Origin of the sequence: Shinella kummerowiae (assembly GCF_009827055.1) — a bacterium.
Classification (GTDB): domain Bacteria; phylum Pseudomonadota; class Alphaproteobacteria; order Rhizobiales; family Rhizobiaceae; genus Shinella; species Shinella kummerowiae.
Map to the genome: position 1 here is coordinate 16,834 of NZ_WUMK01000008.1, position 15,414 is coordinate 32,247.

Annotated in this window: 16 protein-coding genes; 7 read left to right on the forward strand and 9 right to left on the reverse strand. The window is 64.1% G+C overall.

Annotated features, from left to right (window positions below; translation table 11 throughout):
* From GR138_RS20410 to GR138_RS20420, 3 genes are read left to right on the forward strand one after another with little or no spacing between them, the layout of a single operon-like run.
* The gene (locus GR138_RS20410; RefSeq protein WP_160861113.1) at window positions 1-858 is read left to right on the forward strand and encodes a carbon-nitrogen hydrolase family protein; all 858 of its coding nucleotides are present in this window, start codon (window positions 1-3) and stop codon (window positions 856-858) included.
* Window positions 855-1,283, forward strand: a complete 429-nt coding sequence (locus tag GR138_RS20415) for a DUF1178 family protein (RefSeq protein WP_160861114.1) — start codon at window positions 855-857, stop codon at window positions 1,281-1,283. The genes GR138_RS20410 and GR138_RS20415 overlap by 4 nt, the downstream gene beginning before the upstream one ends.
* Entirely contained in the window at window positions 1,283-1,861 is a 579-nt protein-coding gene (locus tag GR138_RS20420; RefSeq protein WP_160861115.1) for a DUF3291 domain-containing protein, read from the forward strand. The genes GR138_RS20415 and GR138_RS20420 overlap by 1 nt, the downstream gene beginning before the upstream one ends.
* Here GR138_RS20420 and ubiG read toward each other — a convergent pair whose 3' ends face one another.
* Window positions 1,862-2,611 carry a bifunctional 2-polyprenyl-6-hydroxyphenol methylase/3-demethylubiquinol 3-O-methyltransferase UbiG gene (gene ubiG / locus GR138_RS20425; RefSeq protein ID WP_160861116.1) on the reverse strand — a complete coding sequence of 250 codons (750 nt, stop codon included), beginning with the start codon at window positions 2,609-2,611 and terminating at the stop codon, window positions 1,862-1,864.
* Between the two features lie 373 nt (window positions 2,612-2,984).
* Between ubiG and GR138_RS20430 the strand changes: the two genes are divergently transcribed.
* The 4 genes from GR138_RS20430 to GR138_RS20445 all read left to right on the forward strand — a co-directional run bounded on the left by GR138_RS20430 (window position 2,985) and on the right by GR138_RS20445 (window position 5,580).
* Window positions 2,985-3,182, forward strand: coding sequence for a hypothetical protein (locus GR138_RS20430; RefSeq protein WP_160861117.1), 198 nt, complete (start codon window positions 2,985-2,987; stop codon window positions 3,180-3,182).
* Window positions 3,183-3,257: 75 nt separating this feature from the next.
* On the forward strand, window positions 3,258-4,052 hold the full coding sequence (locus tag GR138_RS20435; RefSeq protein ID WP_160861118.1) for a DUF6030 family protein: 795 nt from the start codon (window positions 3,258-3,260) through the stop codon (window positions 4,050-4,052).
* 60 nt (window positions 4,053-4,112) lie between these two features.
* Window positions 4,113-4,736 (forward strand): thermonuclease family protein, encoded by a 624-nt coding sequence (locus GR138_RS20440; protein ID WP_160861119.1) that lies wholly within the window; start codon window positions 4,113-4,115, stop codon window positions 4,734-4,736.
* Window positions 4,737-4,794: 58 nt separating this feature from the next.
* Window positions 4,795-5,580: a metallophosphoesterase family protein gene (locus tag GR138_RS20445; protein WP_160861120.1), complete on the forward strand. Its 786-nt coding sequence runs from the start codon at window positions 4,795-4,797 to the stop codon at window positions 5,578-5,580.
* A gap of 18 nt (window positions 5,581-5,598) precedes the next feature.
* On the opposite strand, the gene GR138_RS20450 is transcribed toward GR138_RS20445, so the two are convergent.
* From GR138_RS20450 to GR138_RS20485, 8 genes are all read right to left on the reverse strand, one after another.
* Entirely contained in the window at window positions 5,599-7,026 is a 1,428-nt protein-coding gene (locus GR138_RS20450; protein ID WP_160861121.1) for a mannose-1-phosphate guanylyltransferase/mannose-6-phosphate isomerase, read from the reverse strand.
* A gap of 232 nt (window positions 7,027-7,258) precedes the next feature.
* A complete protein-coding gene (locus tag GR138_RS20455; protein ID WP_160861428.1) occupies window positions 7,259-7,666 on the reverse strand; it encodes a F0F1 ATP synthase subunit epsilon in 408 nt (135 codons plus the stop codon).
* A gap of 67 nt (window positions 7,667-7,733) precedes the next feature.
* On the reverse strand, window positions 7,734-9,341 hold the full coding sequence (gene atpD, locus GR138_RS20460; protein ID WP_160861122.1) for a F0F1 ATP synthase subunit beta: 1,608 nt from the start codon (window positions 9,339-9,341) through the stop codon (window positions 7,734-7,736).
* A 26-nt stretch (window positions 9,342-9,367) separates the two neighbouring features.
* The gene (locus tag GR138_RS20465) at window positions 9,368-10,249 is read right to left on the reverse strand and encodes a F0F1 ATP synthase subunit gamma (RefSeq protein ID WP_160861123.1); all 882 of its coding nucleotides are present in this window, start codon (window positions 10,247-10,249) and stop codon (window positions 9,368-9,370) included.
* A gap of 102 nt (window positions 10,250-10,351) precedes the next feature.
* On the reverse strand, window positions 10,352-11,881 hold the full coding sequence (gene atpA, locus GR138_RS20470; RefSeq protein ID WP_160861124.1) for a F0F1 ATP synthase subunit alpha: 1,530 nt from the start codon (window positions 11,879-11,881) through the stop codon (window positions 10,352-10,354).
* Window positions 11,881-12,447, reverse strand: a complete 567-nt coding sequence (locus GR138_RS20475; RefSeq protein WP_160861125.1) for a F0F1 ATP synthase subunit delta — start codon at window positions 12,445-12,447, stop codon at window positions 11,881-11,883. The genes atpA and GR138_RS20475 overlap by 1 nt, the downstream gene beginning before the upstream one ends.
* Window positions 12,448-12,707: 260 nt before the next feature.
* The gene (locus GR138_RS20480; protein ID WP_160861126.1) at window positions 12,708-13,091 is read right to left on the reverse strand and encodes an AGROH133_08824 family phage infection protein; all 384 of its coding nucleotides are present in this window, start codon (window positions 13,089-13,091) and stop codon (window positions 12,708-12,710) included.
* A gap of 104 nt (window positions 13,092-13,195) precedes the next feature.
* A complete protein-coding gene (locus GR138_RS20485) occupies window positions 13,196-15,400 on the reverse strand; it encodes a primosomal protein N' (RefSeq protein WP_160861127.1) in 2,205 nt (734 codons plus the stop codon).
* Window positions 15,401-15,414: the final 14 nt, after the last annotated feature.

Genomic DNA, 15,414 nt, shown 5'->3' on the forward strand with positions numbered 1-15,414 from the left:
ATGGCCGTCACGATCGCCGCTGTCCAGATGTGCTCCGGGACCGATCCCGTCCGCAACGTGGAGACGATGCGGCGCCTCGTGCGCGAGGCGGCCGCCAAGGGCGCCGTCTATGTCCAGACCCCGGAAATGACCGGCGCCCTGCAGCGGGATCGTGCCGGGCTTAAAGCCATCCTCCGTTCGGAAGCGGACGACCTGGTGGTCGCCGCCGCCGCGGAACTTGCCGGGGAACTCGGCATCCATGTGCATGTCGGCTCGACGGCCATCGCGCTGTCCGACGGCAAGGTCGCCAATCGTGGCCTGCTGTTCGGCCCCGATGGCGAAAAGATCTGCAGCTACGACAAGATCCACATGTTCGACGTCGATCTCGACAATGGCGAGAGCTGGCGCGAGAGTGCCGTCTATTCGCCGGGTGCCGTCGCGCGCATGGCCGACCTGCCTTTCGCCAGGCTCGGCTTCGCCATCTGCTATGACGTGCGCTTCCCGGAACTCTTCAAGACGCAGGCACAGGCCGGCGCCGAGATCATCTCCGTGCCCGCCGCCTTCACCCGCCAGACCGGCGAGGCGCATTGGGAAATCCTGCTGCGCGCCCGCGCCATCGAAAACGGCGTCTACATCATCGCCGCGGCACAGGCAGGTGTGCACGAGGACGGCCGCGAGACTTTCGGCCATTCCATGATCATCGACCCCTGGGGTCGCGTGCTTGCCTCCGCCGGCGGCACCGGCGAGGCGGTCGTGCTCGCCGAGGTCGACCCTGCCGCCGTCAAGGCCGCGCATGCCAAGATCCCGAACCTGCGCAATGGCCGCTCCTTCACGCTCGAAGTGGTGGACGAGCCCGCGAAGGGAGGCGTTGCCGCTTGATCCGCTACGAGCTTTCCTGTGACAACGGGCACGCCTTCGAAGGGTGGTTCGGCTCGGCGGACGATTTCGACCGCCAGCAGAAAATGGCGCTCGTCGCCTGCCCGTCCTGCGGCTCCACCCATGTCGCCAAGCGCCTGATGGCGCCTTCCGTCTCGACGGCCCGCAAGAAGGAGCGCCGCCAGGAACTCGTCATGCAGGCCGGCCAGAAGGAAATGATGGCAAAGCTGCGGGAGGTCGTCACCTCCATCCGCGCCAATTCCGAGGATGTCGGCGAACGCTTCCCCGAAGAGGCGCGCAAGATCCACTACGGCGAGACCGAGCAGCGTGGCCTGATCGGCCGGGCCTCCGCCGAAGAGGTGCGCGACCTGCTGGAGGAAGGCGTCGAGGTCGCGCCGCTTCCGGTCCTGCCTGACGATACGAACTGATGCGCGGCCATCATCTCGCCGCCTACAATTTCGGCCTGCATGTCGACGACTACGAAAGCCCCCGCGTCGAAGGGTTCCGCCTGCGCGAACCCTTGAACTTCGAGGCGGCAAGCCGGGCAGAGGGTTATGTCGGCCGCTCGGGCTATGACGACGTGCCAGGCCCGGAAAGCTGGGGCGAAAAGGTCTATCCCCGCTTCATCGCGGGCAGCGGCTTCGACGATGCGCCATCCTCGCTGTCGCTCTGGGCCGATCTCGAATCCCTGATGGCCTTCACCTATAACGGCGTGCACGCCGACGCGCTGAAATACGCCCGCAACTGGAACCAGAAGCAGGCCTGGCCGTCGCTCGTTCTGTGGTGGGTGCCGGATGGTTTCCCGCCGGTCTGGGCCGATGGTGCGGAGCGGCTGGAACATCTGCACGACAACGGCCCGACGCCACGCGCCTTCACCTTCAAGGTCGCCTTCTGTCCGGATGGCAATCCCCTTGCCATCGACCGCGAGCACGTCAAGGCACGGGCCGGACGCAACGCAGCCGGGCAGGAAGACCTGCTGGCCGCCGTCAAAACGCTGAAGGTCTGATCAGGCAGACGGCCGGCGGGCGACCATCATATAGTTGACGTCCATGTCCTTCGACAGGTTCCACTGATTGAGCAGCGGGTTGAAGAACACGCCGGTGCGATCCGTCACCGTCAGTCCGGACGCCGTCAGCGGCTTCTCGATCTCTTCCGGGCGCACCAGCTTTTCATATTGATGCGTGCCGCGCGGCAGCCAGCGCAGCACGTTTTCCGCGGCAAAAATCGCCAGTGCTGCCGCCTTCATGGTGCGGTTGATCGTGGCGACGAACGTCATGCCGCCGGGGCGCACCATCGAGGCGCAGGTGGTGAGGAAGAATTCGACGTCGGAGACATGCTCGACCACTTCCATGTTGAGCACGACATCGAATGTCTCGCCGGCTTCCGCGAGCGCCTCGGCCGTCACAGCGCGGTAGTCGACCGGTACACCGCTGCCGGCCGCATGGGCCTTGGCAATGCCGATGTTCTTTTCCGATGCATCGGCACCCAGCACATTCGCCCCCATGCGCGCCATCGGTTCGGAGAGCAGGCCGCCGCCGCAGCCGATATCGAGGATGCGCAGCCCTTCGAGCGGGCGATGCGCCTTCGGGTCGCGGCCGAACTGGGCGGAGACGAGATCGCGGATATAGGTGAGGCGGACCGGATTGAACTTGTGCAGCGGGCGGAATTTTCCCGCCGGGTCCCACCACTCGGCGGCCATCGCCGAAAAGCGGTCGACTTCCGCCTGGTCGATCGTCGTGCGGGCTGCCTCGCTCATGGCTCGTCTCCTTCGGTCCGTATCCCCGTGAAGTCGGCCTCCACGGGGCGGATGTCAAGGGGGCGAAGTGAAGCGGCTCGCGTGGGGCCTGGGCCGGTGCGCTGATCACCAGCACCTACGCCGCCCCGACCTGCCAACACCCTGTCCCGCCGGAAGCCACATGCGGGCCTTCCGGCCTTGTCAGGCGCCCTCAAGCACGCGCCAAACATGCTTTCCGCTTTGATGTTTCTATTGGCAAGGATGGTAAACGGTGTCACAATTTGGGGCATTCAGGAGAGAATCACGGTCGCGGCACCGCCCCGACGATCCCATGGCCCGGTTGGCGCCAAGGGTGGCCGCCACGCCCCCTCCTGCAACGACGGAACCGGAGACGATGTCGCTCAGCGCCTTGCTCATGGCCTTCTATACGCTGATCGCGCTGCTGTTCATCGATTGCAGCCTGCGCGAGGGCGCGGAAAAGGGTGGCCGGTGGGATGTCGACCGTGTCCTCGGCCTGCTGCTTTGCATCGCCTGGCCGCTGGCGCTTGCCGGCACCCTGCTTGTAGCCTATCAGGAGCGTGAGATCGGCTGATCCAGGGGTTCTCCCCTGCCCGTTGCGCAATCACGGACATCAGCTCCATCGCCACAGGCAACGGCGCGGTTCGGAATGACGGAGCGGAGAAAACAGGGCATATCCGGCGTGCTTGTCTTCGCGCTCTTCGCCGTGGTGCTGCTGGGCGCGATCGGCGCCACCGTGCTTCTCGCCAACAACTACCGCAATCTCAACCTGCTGCTGTCCCGCTTCGGCTTCGAGCCCATCGACACGTCCCCGCGCGAGCGCGCCCTTCGCCCCTACGAACTGAAGGGCAACCGCATGCCGCGCCCGAAGGGTCTCATTTCGGAACGCCTGCTCACCCCCGTCACGCCCAGCCAGACGCAATTCGTGCGAACCATCCGCAAGGCGCCGGAAGCACTCTGCGAGGCGCTGGAGCGCAGCGGTTTTCCCAATCCGGGCTGGAAGGTCGGCATTTTCGACAAGGAAAGCTGGGACTGCCAATCCTACCGGGAATTCCCGAACGAGGCGGACGGCGAAAACCCGCCTTCTTCCGCCTTCCTCGCCATCAAGGGCAATGCGGAGACACGCGTGTCCTCGTTCCGCATCAAGCTCAACATCGAAAACCCCGCAACGCAAAGCCTGGTGACGGACGCCGTCATCGCCGCCCTCGAAGTCTTCCTCGAAGAGGTGCGCTGGGAGGAAGCACCGGAGATCTTTGCCGATATCCGCGCCCTCAAGGAATTCGACATCATCCGCTTCGGCAACCGCATCCAGCTCAAGAAGGAGTTCAGCGAGACGCCCCGCTACAACTTCGTCATCACGCCGGACCGCACGCGAAACCGCGGCTCCTACCTGCCGGATTATTTCGATCGCAGCCGCTGGATGCCGCTGCCCGACAAACTGTGATCCGCCCGTGATGGTGCAGCCCTCCTCAACCACACTTTTCCCATCCAAGCCGGAGCAGGCATGAAAACGACGGCCAGCACGAAACCGAACAGGCGGGCGATGGCCTGGACAATCGCAGCCTCGCTTCTCCTGTCTTGGACGGCAGCACAGGCGGCGGGGCTGCAATCGGGCCCGGTTTCCGACGATCCGATCTGGACCGACAAGCCCGTTCGCATCGACCGCAAGACGCAAGGCTACGAGCGGTTGAAGGTCGAACGGAAAATCCTGCCGCTGACGCTGAAGCCGACAACCCGCGTCACCGTCTTCGACAGCAGCTCGTTTCGGGAGGGCGGAGATCTCTACGTGCTGGCGGATGCCGTGGCGGTCAATCCGAAACGACTGTGCCGTGGCGACGACGGGCACATCGCCGCCTGCGGCCAGCAGGCGCGGCTTTTCCTGAAGCGCCTGATCGCCAACCACACGCTGACTTGCCAGGACCGTTTTCGCACGGGGCAGGCCGTTTTCGTCTCGTGCCGTGCCGAGGACAAGGACCTTGCGGAAACGCTCGTTTCCAAAGGTGCCGCCTGGGCGGCCACGCCGCGTCTGGCCGCAGCCCAGCAACAGGCGATGACCCGGAAGGCCGGGATCTGGATCGACACGGAATGCCGGGCCGTCGGCCGCTGCCCACGGCAAGAGCGACGCTGACTACATCGCACTCCTTGCCAGTTCACAGCACCCTCCCTTCCGCCTATGGTCTGCCCATATGAAAAGCCTTCTCCCCCGCATGTTTCGCACCGCCGAAACCAGTGCCCACGACGCGCCGCCGAGACGGCGCATCGAAATCGACCGGCGCCGGTCGACAATCTACGCCATTGGCGACATCCACGGCTGCTTCGATGCCCTGCTGGCGCTGGAGGCGAGGATCCTGGCGGATGCCCGGCAGAGCAGCGTGCGAGACCCGCTGCTGATCTATCTCGGCGACTATATTGATCGCGGGCCGGATTCGAAGGCCGTGCTCAGCCACGTCGCGCGACAGGATCACGGCGACGGCATCGCGCGCATCGCGCTCTGCGGCAACCACGACGATACGTTCCTGCGCTTCATTCGTGACCCGGCAAACAATGCCGCCTGGATGAATGTCGGAGGCGATGCGACCTTGCGATCCTACGGTCTCGGGCACGTCGCGCATCTGCGTCGACCGGAAGACCTGGCTTCTATAGGGCCGATGCTTCGCGCGGCGATCCCGGACGAGCACATCACCCTTCTCGAAAACCTGCCGGTGATGGCGACGATTGGAACCTGCGTCTTCGTGCATGCCGGCATCCGTCCGGGTGTCGCACTCGAAGACCAGACCGATCGCGACCTGCTGTGGATCCGCGAGCCCTTCCTCAGCGAAGGGCCGCGCCTGCCGGTCAACGTGATCCACGGCCATACGGCTGGCATGGAGGCGGTTTTCGGCCCCCGCCGGATCTGCATCGATACGGGTTGCTACAAGTCGGGGCGGCTGACGGCACTCAAGGCCACGCCAGCCGGGGCAAGGCTGCTCTAGCCTTGCCGCCGGATCCGCTCAGCCGCGGCCGAACTCGTCTTCGATACGGATGATATCGTCTTCCCCGAGATAGGACCCTGTCTGGACCTCGATCAGCTCCAGCAGGATCTTTCCGGGGTTTGCCAGGCGGTGCAATTCGCCCTGCGGAATATAGACGGATTCGTTTTCGCGCAGCGGGATCGTCTTGTCGCCGATCGTCACCTCGGCGGTGCCGCGCACCACGATCCAGTGTTCGGAGCGGTGGTGATGTTTCTGCAGCGACAGCCGCTTGCCCGGTGTGACGAACAGGCGCTTCACCTGGAAACGCTCGCCGTTCAGCACGGAGGTGTAGCCGCCCCAGGGGCGGTAGGAGGTCGGGTGGGTTTCGGTCAGCTTCGCCGTCTTCGGCAGGGCCGCCAGATGCTTGACCAGCTTTCCGACATTCTGGCTGTCTTCCATGCGGCCGACATAGACGGCGTCCTCACTGGCGATGACGGCGATGTTGTCGAGGCCCTGCACCGCGACATGGATATCGCGCGAGATGACCAGCGAGTTGCGCGTGTCGAGGACCGTCGTGCTGCCATCCGCGACGTTGCCGGCATCGTCCTGCTTGCCGGTCTTCCATACCGAATCCCAGCTGCCGAGATCGGACCATGTGATCGGCGAGGGCACGACGGCGGCGATCGGCGTCTTTTCGAAGATCGCATAGTCGACGGAAATATCGGGTGCCCGGGCAAAGGCCTCTTCGTCGAGCCGCTCGAAATCGAGATCGTGTTTGGCCTTGGCGACGGCGTCGGCCGCCGCATCCAGCACCTCCGGCGCATATTGCCGAAGCTCGCGCAGGAACAGGCCGACCGGCAGCATGAACATGCCGGAGTTCCACAAATAGCCGCCCGCCGCCAGCATGGCCGTCGCGCGGTCGCGATCCGGCTTTTCGACAAACCGCCGCACCGCATTCGCCCCATTGCCGAGGTCTTCACCGATCTCGATATAGCCATAGCCGGTCGCCGGTTCGCTCGGCGTGATGCCGAAGGTCACGAGACGGCCGGCCTCGGCGGCGGCCTGCGCCTTGGCGATGCAGGCGAAATAGACGTCGTTCGCATCGATCTCGTGGTCCGATGCCAGCACCTGCATGACGGCCTGCTCGCCGAACTGCCGCGCGATAACGATCGCCGCGACGGCCAGCGCCGGCGCGGTGTTGCGCGCAACGGGTTCCAGCAGGATCGACGTCAACGCGACACCGGCGGCACGGGCCTGCTCGGCGACGAGGAAGCGGAAATCATTGTTGGTGACGACGATCGGCGGCGCATAGAGCGCCTCATCCGCAACACGTGTCAGCGTCTTCTGGAAGAGCGTCGCCTCCCCGAGGAATTCGAGGAACTGTTTTGGCGCGGAAGCGCGGGAGAGCGGCCACAGGCGCGTGCCCTTACCGCCGGCCATGATCACGGGTACGATCTTGCTGGTCATGATTCCTCGTCCTGATGCTTGACCACACCATCATGGCGGGTGTGCATATATAAGGCCACTCTTCCCACTGCCCCGTAAAGAAACAGCAAACCGCATGACTGACGCTTCGCCCGCCATCGTGCTTTCTTGACGTTAAGGTAAAGAGGACCTTCTACCCGGCGTCTGTATTTGACAGACAACAAAAAAGCCCGCCAAAGGCGGGCTTCTGTTTCAAGCGATCACCTTTTGGCGATCAGACCGGCATCACGATGCCGTTCAGCGTGGTCAACTCGGCAAGATAGGTCTCGATACCGAACTTGTGTTCGTCCGACGCGGCATGTTCGAGTTCCTTGCGGGCAGCCTCGATCCGGCGGGTGATGTCTTCGCTCTTGATGTCGTCGACATGCACGGCCGATTCGGCCAGCAGCGTGCAGCCGGTCGGGATGATATCGGCAAAACCGCCGAAGACCACGTAGCGGTCCTTCTTGCCGTCTGCGAACTTCACGGTGACGACACCGGGCTTGATCGTCGTCATGGTCGGCGCGTGGTTGGCCATGACGGTCATCTCGCCCTCGGTCGCCGGAATGACGACTTCGCTGACGCTGCCGGAAACCAGCAGGCGCTCGGGAGAGACGAGTTCAAAGTTGAAATTGTCGGCCATGACCATTCACTTCTTCTGATTCATCAGGTCAGGAAAGGGCGCCCGCGAACGGGCACCCCAAAGTTCATCAAGCGGCTTCGGCAGCCAGCTTCTTGGCCTTTTCGACCGCTTCTTCCATGGAGCCGACCATGTAGAAGGCAGCTTCCGGCAGGTGGTCGTACTCGCCGTTGACGAGGCCCTTGAAGCCCTTGATCGTGTCTTCGAGCGCAACCAGCTTGCCCGGCGAACCGGTGAAGACTTCGGCGACGAAGAACGGCTGGGACAGGAAGCGCTCGATCTTGCGGGCGCGGGCGACGGCGATCTTGTCGTCTTCCGACAGTTCGTCCATGCCCAGGATGGCGATGATGTCCTGGAGCGACTTGTAGCGCTGCAGGGTCGTCTGGACCTTACGGGCGACTTCGTAGTGCTCTTCGCCGACAACCATCGGGTCGAGCATGCGCGAGGTCGAGTCGAGCGGGTCCACGGCCGGGTAGATGCCCTTTTCAGCGATCGAACGCGACAGAACCGTCGTTGCGTCCAGGTGGGCGAACGAGGTTGCCGGCGCCGGGTCGGTCAAGTCGTCGGCGGGAACGTAGATGGCCTGAACCGAAGTGATCGAGCCCTTGGTCGTGGTGGTGATGCGTTCCTGCATCTGGCCCATGTCCGTGGCGAGCGTCGGCTGGTAGCCCACGGCCGACGGGATACGGCCGAGCAGAGCCGACACTTCCGAACCAGCCTGCGTGAAGCGGAAGATGTTGTCGACGAAGAACAGAACGTCCTGGCCCTTGTCGCGGAAGTCTTCAGCGATCGTCAGACCGGTCAGGGCGACGCGAGCGCGTGCGCCCGGCGGTTCATTCATCTGGCCGTAAACGAGGGCAGCCTTGGAGCCTTCGCCGCCGCCGTGCTTGTTCACGCCGGATTCGATCATTTCGTGGTAGAGGTCGTTGCCTTCGCGGGTACGTTCACCCACGCCTGCGAACACCGAGTAACCACCGTGCGCCTTGGCGACGTTGTTGATCAGTTCCATGATGAGAACGGTCTTGCCGACGCCGGCGCCGCCGAACAGGCCGATCTTGCCGCCCTTTGCGTAAGGTGCCAGCAGGTCGACGACCTTGATGCCGGTGACGAGGATCTGGGCTTCCGTCGACTGCTCGACGTAGGACGGGGCATCCTGGTGGATGGCGCGCTTGCCGGCGGTGACCAGCGGACCGGCTTCGTCAACCGGCTCGCCGATGACGTTCATGATGCGGCCGAGCGTTTCCGGGCCGACCGGAACGGTGATCGGGGCGCCGGTGTTGGCGACCGGCTGACCGCGGACGAGACCTTCGGTCGAGTCCATGGCGATCGTGCGAACGGTGTTTTCGCCGAGGTGCTGGGCGACTTCGAGAACGAGGCGGTTGCCGTTGTTGTCGGTTTCCAGCGCGTTCAGGATCTGCGGCAGTTCGCCGTCGAAGGCGACGTCGACGACGGCGCCGATGACCTGCGTTACGCGACCGGTCGCGACGAACGCGGCCGGAGCAGCAGCCTTCGTGGCGGCCTTGGCGACAGCGGTCTTCGCAGCCGGTGCCTTGGCAGCGGTCGCCTTTGCGGCCGGAGCCTTCGTTGCTGCTGCTGCGGCAGGAGCCGCTGCTGCCGTCTTGGTCGCAGCCGGCTTCTTCGCCGCTGCGGTGTCCTTCGGGGTAGCTGCCTTAGCCATATCTCTTACCCTCTTTGTCCTGGTCCTTAGAGCGCTTCAGCGCCCGAGATGATTTCGATGAGTTCCTTGGTGATCTGAGCCTGGCGCTGACGGTTGTAGGAAAGCGTCAGCTTGTTGATCATTTCACCAGCATTGCGGGTCGCGTTGTCCATGGCGCTCATCTTGGCACCCATTTCGCCGGCGACGTTCTCGAGCAGGGCCCGGAAAATCTGGACGGAAATGTTGCGCGGGATGAGATCCCCGAGGATCGCGGCAGCATCCGGCTCGTAGTCGTAGATTGCCGTCGCACCCGTCGTCTCGGCAACGACCGCCGGAGCGGAGGCCGGAACGAGCTGAAGCGCCGTCGGGATCTGCGAGATGACCGACTTGAACTCGGAATAGAACAGCGTGCAGACGTCGAACTCGCCCTTCTCGAACAGACCGATGACCTTGCGGCCGATCTGGTCAGCGTTCTCGAAGCCGACGCGCTTGACTTCACGAAGGTCGACGCGGTCGATGATCAGCGGAGCGAATTCGCGGCGAAGGATATCGAAACCCTTCTTGCCGACGCAGATGATCTTGACCGTCTTGCCGCTTGCCAGAAGCTTGCGGGTGTGGTCACGCGCCAGACGTGCAATCTGCGAGTTGAAGCCGCCGCACAGACCGCGTTCGGCCGTGCAGACCACGAGCAGATGAACCTGGTCCTTGCCCGTGCCGGTCATCAGGCGCGGCGCCGAATCGTCCTGGCCGACGGCCTGGGCAATGTTGGCGAGCACGGCGCTCATGCGCTGCGAATAGGGCCGGGCGGCCTCGGCCGCTTCCTGGGCACGCCGAAGCTTTGCCGCGGCGACCATTTTCATCGCCTTGGTAATCTTCTGCGTCGCCTTGACGGAGGCGATCCGGTTTTTCAGATCCTTAAGTGAAGGCATCCGTTTTCCGTCCTGTGACATGATCCGTGAGGATCATGCGTCAAATCCTAAGTTCGGGACACCTGCGCGCCAGATCAGCGCGCAGGGCTGGAACCGTCAGCTTCAGCCGAAGGTCTTGGCGAAGGCATCGAGGGCGGCCTTGAGCTTGCCCTTGGTGTCGTCGCTGATCGCCTTGTCGGCGCGGATCGTGTCGAGGATCGCCTTGCCCTCGGAGCGGAAGTAGCCGAGCAGGCCCTGCTCGAACTTGCCGACCTGGTTGACCGCGATCTTGTCGAGGTAGCCGTTGACGCCGGCGAAGATCACCACGACCTGCTCTTCCGTCTTCAGCGGCGAGAACTGCGGCTGCTTCAGGAGTTCGGTCAGGCGGGCACCGCGGTTCAGCAGGCGCTGCGTTGCGGCGTCGAGGTCCGAGCCGAACTGGGCGAAGGCGGCCATTTCGCGATACTGGGCGAGTTCGCCCTTGATCGAGCCGGCAACCTGCTTCATCGCCTTGATCTGTGCGGACGAGCCCACGCGGGAAACCGACAGACCGACGTTAACGGCCGGGCGGATACCCTGGTAGAACAGGTCCGTTTCAAGGAAGATCTGGCCGTCGGTGATCGAGATCACGTTGGTCGGGATGAACGCCGACACGTCGTTGCCCTGGGTTTCGATGACCGGCAGAGCCGTCAGCGAGCCAGCGCCCATGTCGTCGTTGAGCTTTGCAGCGCGCTCGAGGAGACGCGAATGCAGATAGAAGACGTCGCCCGGATAGGCTTCGCGGCCCGGCGGGCGGCGCAGCAGCAGCGACATCTGGCGGTAGGAAACGGCCTGCTTGGACAGGTCGTCGTAGCCGATGAGGGCGTGCTTGCCGTTGTCACGGAAGTATTCGCCCATCGCGCAACCGGCGAACGGTGCGAGGTACTGCATCGGCGCCGGGTCGGACGCGGTAGCAGCAACGATGATCGAGTACTGGAGAGCGCCACGCTCTTCGAGAACCTTCACGAACTGGGCGACGGTCGAACGCTTCTGGCCGATAGCGACGTAGACGCAGTACAGCTTGTCGCCGTCCGGGCCGTTGTCGTGGATCGCCTTCTGGTTCAGGATCGTGTCCAGGATGATGGCGGTCTTGCCGGTCTGGCGGTCGCCGATGACCAGCTCGCGCTGGCCGCGGCCGACCGGGATGAGGGCGTCGATGGCCTTGAGGCCGGTCGACATCGGCTCATGAACCGACTTGCGCGGGATGATACCCGGAGCCTTGACGTCAACGCGGGCGCGCTGCTTGGCATTGATCGGGCCCTTGCCGTCGATCGGGTTGCCGAGCGCGTCAACGACGCGGCCGAGCAGTTCCGGACCAACCGGGACGTCCACGATGGCGCCGGTGCGCTTGACGGTGTCGCCTTCCTTGATGTCACGGTCCGAACCGAAAATAACGACACCGACGTTGTCGCTTTCCAGGTTCAGGGCCATGCCGCGGATGCCACCGGGGAATTCGACCATTTCGCCGGCCTGGACATTGTCGAGGCCGTAAACGCGGGCGATACCGTCACCGACGGAAAGCACCTGGCCGACTTCCGAGACTTCCGCCTCTTTGCCGAAGTTTTTGATCTGATCTTTGAGAATTGCGGAAATTTCCGCGGCGCGGATATCCATCAGCCGACCTCTTTCAGTGCAAGCTTAAGAGTAGAGAGTTTGGTGCGAAGGGACGTGTCGATCTGGCGCGATCCCACCTTGACGATCAGACCACCGAGAATGGACGGGTCGACGGTGACGGCGATCGCCACGTCTTTGCCGGTGACGCCCTTGAGCGCCGCCTTCAATTCGTTTTCCTGCGCTGCAGTCAGCGCATGGGACGAGGTAACGTCGGCCGTGATTTCACCGCGGGCGCGGGCCGCGATGACGCGGTAAGCCTTGATCATGCCGGGAACGGCGAAGAGGCGGCGATTTGACGCAACCACCTTGAGGAAGTTTGCCACGAGACCCGTGATGCCGGCCTTGGCGGCAACGGCGGAAATGGCCTTGGTCTGATCTTCGGCGGAGAAGACAGGGCTGAGGATCAGCCGCTTGAGGTCTTCGCTCTCATCGATCATCGCCTGGAAACGGGCGAGATCTTTACCGACACTGTCAGCCGAACCGGCTTCCTGCGCGAGGTCGAAAAGCGAAGACGCGTATCTTTCTGCAACACCGGAAACAAGCTGGGATGTGTCTGCCACGGGCACAAGCTTCTCTTCTTATCATCCAGAGCGGAGGGCGGTAGCGGAGCTACAGTCCTAACGCACTGAAATCGTTGCGGTAATCTTCAGTCCCCACGGGCTCTGGCGCCCGCTTTTTCTGAATTTCGCGGTTCGTCTAGCATACGAAACCGGGACTCGCAACACGCGCGGCGCAGGAATGCGCCATAAGTCGGCCATAGTCGGAGCAAAAGTTGACTGCGCAGACTATGTTCTGGCGCGAACGGAGCGGAAAACGCCGTTTTCGCTCAAAGGAAGCCGAAGGCATAGCCGAGCGGCAGGGCGGCAAGCACCGCCTGCACGGCAAGCACAAGAAGATTCTTCGCCGAGAAGGACCCGTCCGACATCAGCGACAGGATGCGGCCGAAGGCGGCCAGCGCAAAACCACCGCCGATCGCCATATAGATCCAGCTTTGCGCCATCAAAAGCGCGACGATCGCAAGCCCTGCATAGAAGCCGCCGGCCGACCGGACGAAGGCAAACCCTTCGCGGCTCGTTTCTCGGGGCTGGAGGCCGGCAAACTTCAGCGCAATACCCGGCGCAAAAAGCCCGAACAGTCCGAGGACGGCCGTTGCGATGGCCGCGGAGAAGGCCAGGAACTCGCCCGTCTCGGTGGGGATGTAGAATTCCATATCGGCGTGTCTCCGTGGCTGCCCGTCGGCCCTCTATCGCACAGCAGCGCGAATCGCAGAAGCCGACCCGCCGAATTCGCACAACTCTTTGTTAACCCAACCGCTCAAAGAAAACTCTGCGGGTCGATGTCGAGCTGCACCTGCAGCGATGCCCGCTCCTTCGGCCCGTTGGCGATCATGGTGCGCAGGAATGTCTGCATGTCGCTGTTGCGGCGACCATGCACCAGCAAACGAAAGCGATGCCGGCCCCGCACGAGCGCCAGCGGCGCCTCGGCCGGGCCGAGGATGGAAATGCCGTCGACATGCGGCGCGGCCTGCCGCAGCCCCCGCGCATGCGCCTCCGCCTCTACGCGGGTGTCGGCCGACACGATGACCGAGGCGAGCCGGCCGAACGGCGGCAGCAGCGCCTTTTCCCGCTCGCTGATCTCGCGCTCGTAAAACGCCTGCGCATCGCCGGAAACAATCGCCTGCATGACGGGATGCAGCGGCTGGTAGGTCTGGATGAGCCCGTGGCTCTTGAGGCCGGAGCGCCCCGCACGCCCCGTCACCTGCGAGAGAAGCTGGAAGGTACGCTCCGCCGCCCGCGGATCGCCATTGGCAAGCCCGAGATCCGCATCCACCACGCCGACCAGCGACATCAATGGGAAATTGTGTCCCTTGGCGACGAGTTGCGTGCCGATGACGATATCCGCCTCGCCGCGCGCAATCGCCTCCAGCTCCAGCCTGAGCCGCTTCACGCCCATCAGGTCGGAGGAGAGCACAATGGTACGCGCCTCCGGGAAATGCTTCTCCACCTCCTCCGCGATGCGCTCGACCCCCGGCCCGCAGGCGGCGAGATGATCGAAGGTGCCGCATTCCGGGCAGGCTTCCGGCGTGCGCTCGGCATAGCCGCAATGATGGCACTGGATCTGCCCGCGGAACCGGTGCTCCACCAGCCAGCTCGAGCATTGCGGGCACTGAAAGCGATGGCCGCAGACCCGGCAGAGCGTCAGCGGCGCATAACCGCGCCGATTGAGGAAGAGCAGCGCCTGCTGCTCTTTTTCGATGGTGCGGGCAATACCGCGCAGCATGATCGGCGAAAGGAAACCGCCGCGCGCCGGCGGATGACGCCGCATATCGACGAGATGCAGGTCGGGCAGCGCCGCGTCACCATACCGCGTCGGCAGGTGCAGTTTTTTGTACCGCCCGACATCGCTGTTGACCCGGCTTTCGACCGACGGCGTCGCCGAGACCAGCACGGCCGGAAAATCGCCGATGCGTGCGCGCACCACCGCCATGTCGCGCGCATTATAGAAAACGCGGTCTTCCTGCTTGTAGGCCGGATCGTGCTCCTCGTCGACGATGACGAGGCCGAGATTTTCGAAGGGCAGGAACAGCGCCGAGCGCGCACCCGCCACCACCCGCACATCCCCCGTCGTCACCTGTCGCCACACGCGTTCGCGTGTTCGGGGCGCAAGATCGGAATGCCATTCGGCCGGCTTGGCGCCGAAGCGATCCTGAAAGCGCTCTAGAAAACTCGCCGTGAGTGCGATTTCCGGCAGCAGGATCAGCACCTGGCGACCCTTTCGCAAGGTCTCGGCGATCGCCTCGAAATAGACCTCCGTCTTGCCGGACCCGGTAATGCCGTCGATCAGCGAGACGTTGAAGGCGCCAGCCTGCACGCTTTCCACCAGCTCCGCCGCACTGTCAGTCTGCGGCCCTTCTAGGCGCGGCGCGACATAATCCGGGTCCGGTGCCGCCACGACGGGGGGCGGCGGCAGGAACACGGTCTCGAATGTGCCCTGCTTGACAAGCCCGTCCACGACGCTGGTCGAGGTGCCGGCGGCATGCGCAAGACCCGAGCGGGTCCACGGAATGCCGTCCTCGACCATCTCCAGCACCCGCTCGCGCGCACTCGTCAGCCGCTCCGGCCGGTGGCCGGTGAAGCGCAGGCCTTCGATCATCGGCTCGGGATCAAAGGCGGTGGGCGCGCGCAAGGCCATGCGGGTGACGAGACCGGGCGGCGTCACCGTATAGGCGGACACCCAGTCGAGGAAATCGCGCATCGCCTTGGAGAGCGGCGGGCAGTCGAACACCTTCTCGATGGGCCGGAGCTTCTTCGGATCGACCTTGCCGTCGTCACCGCCGTCCCAGACGACGCCCGGCACCAGCCGCGGCCCGAGCGGCACCTGCACGATCGAGCCCGGCTCGACCGCCATGCCCTCCGGCACCGTATAGGAATAGGGCACGGCTGTGGGCACCGGCACCATCACGGGCACCGTGCGCGGAAACAGTTTTTCCCCGAAAAGGTCGATCGAATCGTTGTCCATCAGGCGCGAAGATG

Excerpts from the sequence above, each read along its gene's own strand:
- ubiG (WP_160861116.1), bottom strand. The coding sequence starts at position 2,611 with ATGAGCGAGGCAGCCCGCACGACGATCGACCAGGCGGAAGTCGACCGC.
- GR138_RS20485 (WP_160861127.1), bottom strand. The coding sequence starts at position 15,400 with ATGGACAACGATTCGATCGACCTTTTCGGGGAAAAACTGTTTCCGCGC.
- GR138_RS20465 (WP_160861123.1), bottom strand. The coding sequence starts at position 10,249 with ATGCCTTCACTTAAGGATCTGAAAAACCGGATCGCCTCCGTCAAGGCG.
- GR138_RS20410 (WP_160861113.1), top strand. The coding sequence starts at position 1 with ATGGCCGTCACGATCGCCGCTGTCCAGATGTGCTCCGGGACCGATCCC.
- GR138_RS20450 (WP_160861121.1), bottom strand. The coding sequence starts at position 7,026 with ATGACCAGCAAGATCGTACCCGTGATCATGGCCGGCGGTAAGGGCACG.
- GR138_RS20430 (WP_160861117.1), top strand. The coding sequence starts at position 2,985 with ATGTCGCTCAGCGCCTTGCTCATGGCCTTCTATACGCTGATCGCGCTG.
- GR138_RS20435 (WP_160861118.1), top strand. The coding sequence starts at position 3,258 with ATGACGGAGCGGAGAAAACAGGGCATATCCGGCGTGCTTGTCTTCGCG.
- atpD (WP_160861122.1), bottom strand. The coding sequence starts at position 9,341 with ATGGCTAAGGCAGCTACCCCGAAGGACACCGCAGCGGCGAAGAAGCCG.
- GR138_RS20420 (WP_160861115.1), top strand. The coding sequence starts at position 1,283 with ATGCGCGGCCATCATCTCGCCGCCTACAATTTCGGCCTGCATGTCGAC.
- GR138_RS20445 (WP_160861120.1), top strand. The coding sequence starts at position 4,795 with ATGAAAAGCCTTCTCCCCCGCATGTTTCGCACCGCCGAAACCAGTGCC.
- GR138_RS20480 (WP_160861126.1), bottom strand. The coding sequence starts at position 13,091 with ATGGAATTCTACATCCCCACCGAGACGGGCGAGTTCCTGGCCTTCTCC.
- GR138_RS20455 (WP_160861428.1), bottom strand. The coding sequence starts at position 7,666 with ATGGCCGACAATTTCAACTTTGAACTCGTCTCTCCCGAGCGCCTGCTG.
- atpA (WP_160861124.1), bottom strand. The coding sequence starts at position 11,881 with ATGGATATCCGCGCCGCGGAAATTTCCGCAATTCTCAAAGATCAGATC.
- GR138_RS20440 (WP_160861119.1), top strand. The coding sequence starts at position 4,113 with ATGAAAACGACGGCCAGCACGAAACCGAACAGGCGGGCGATGGCCTGG.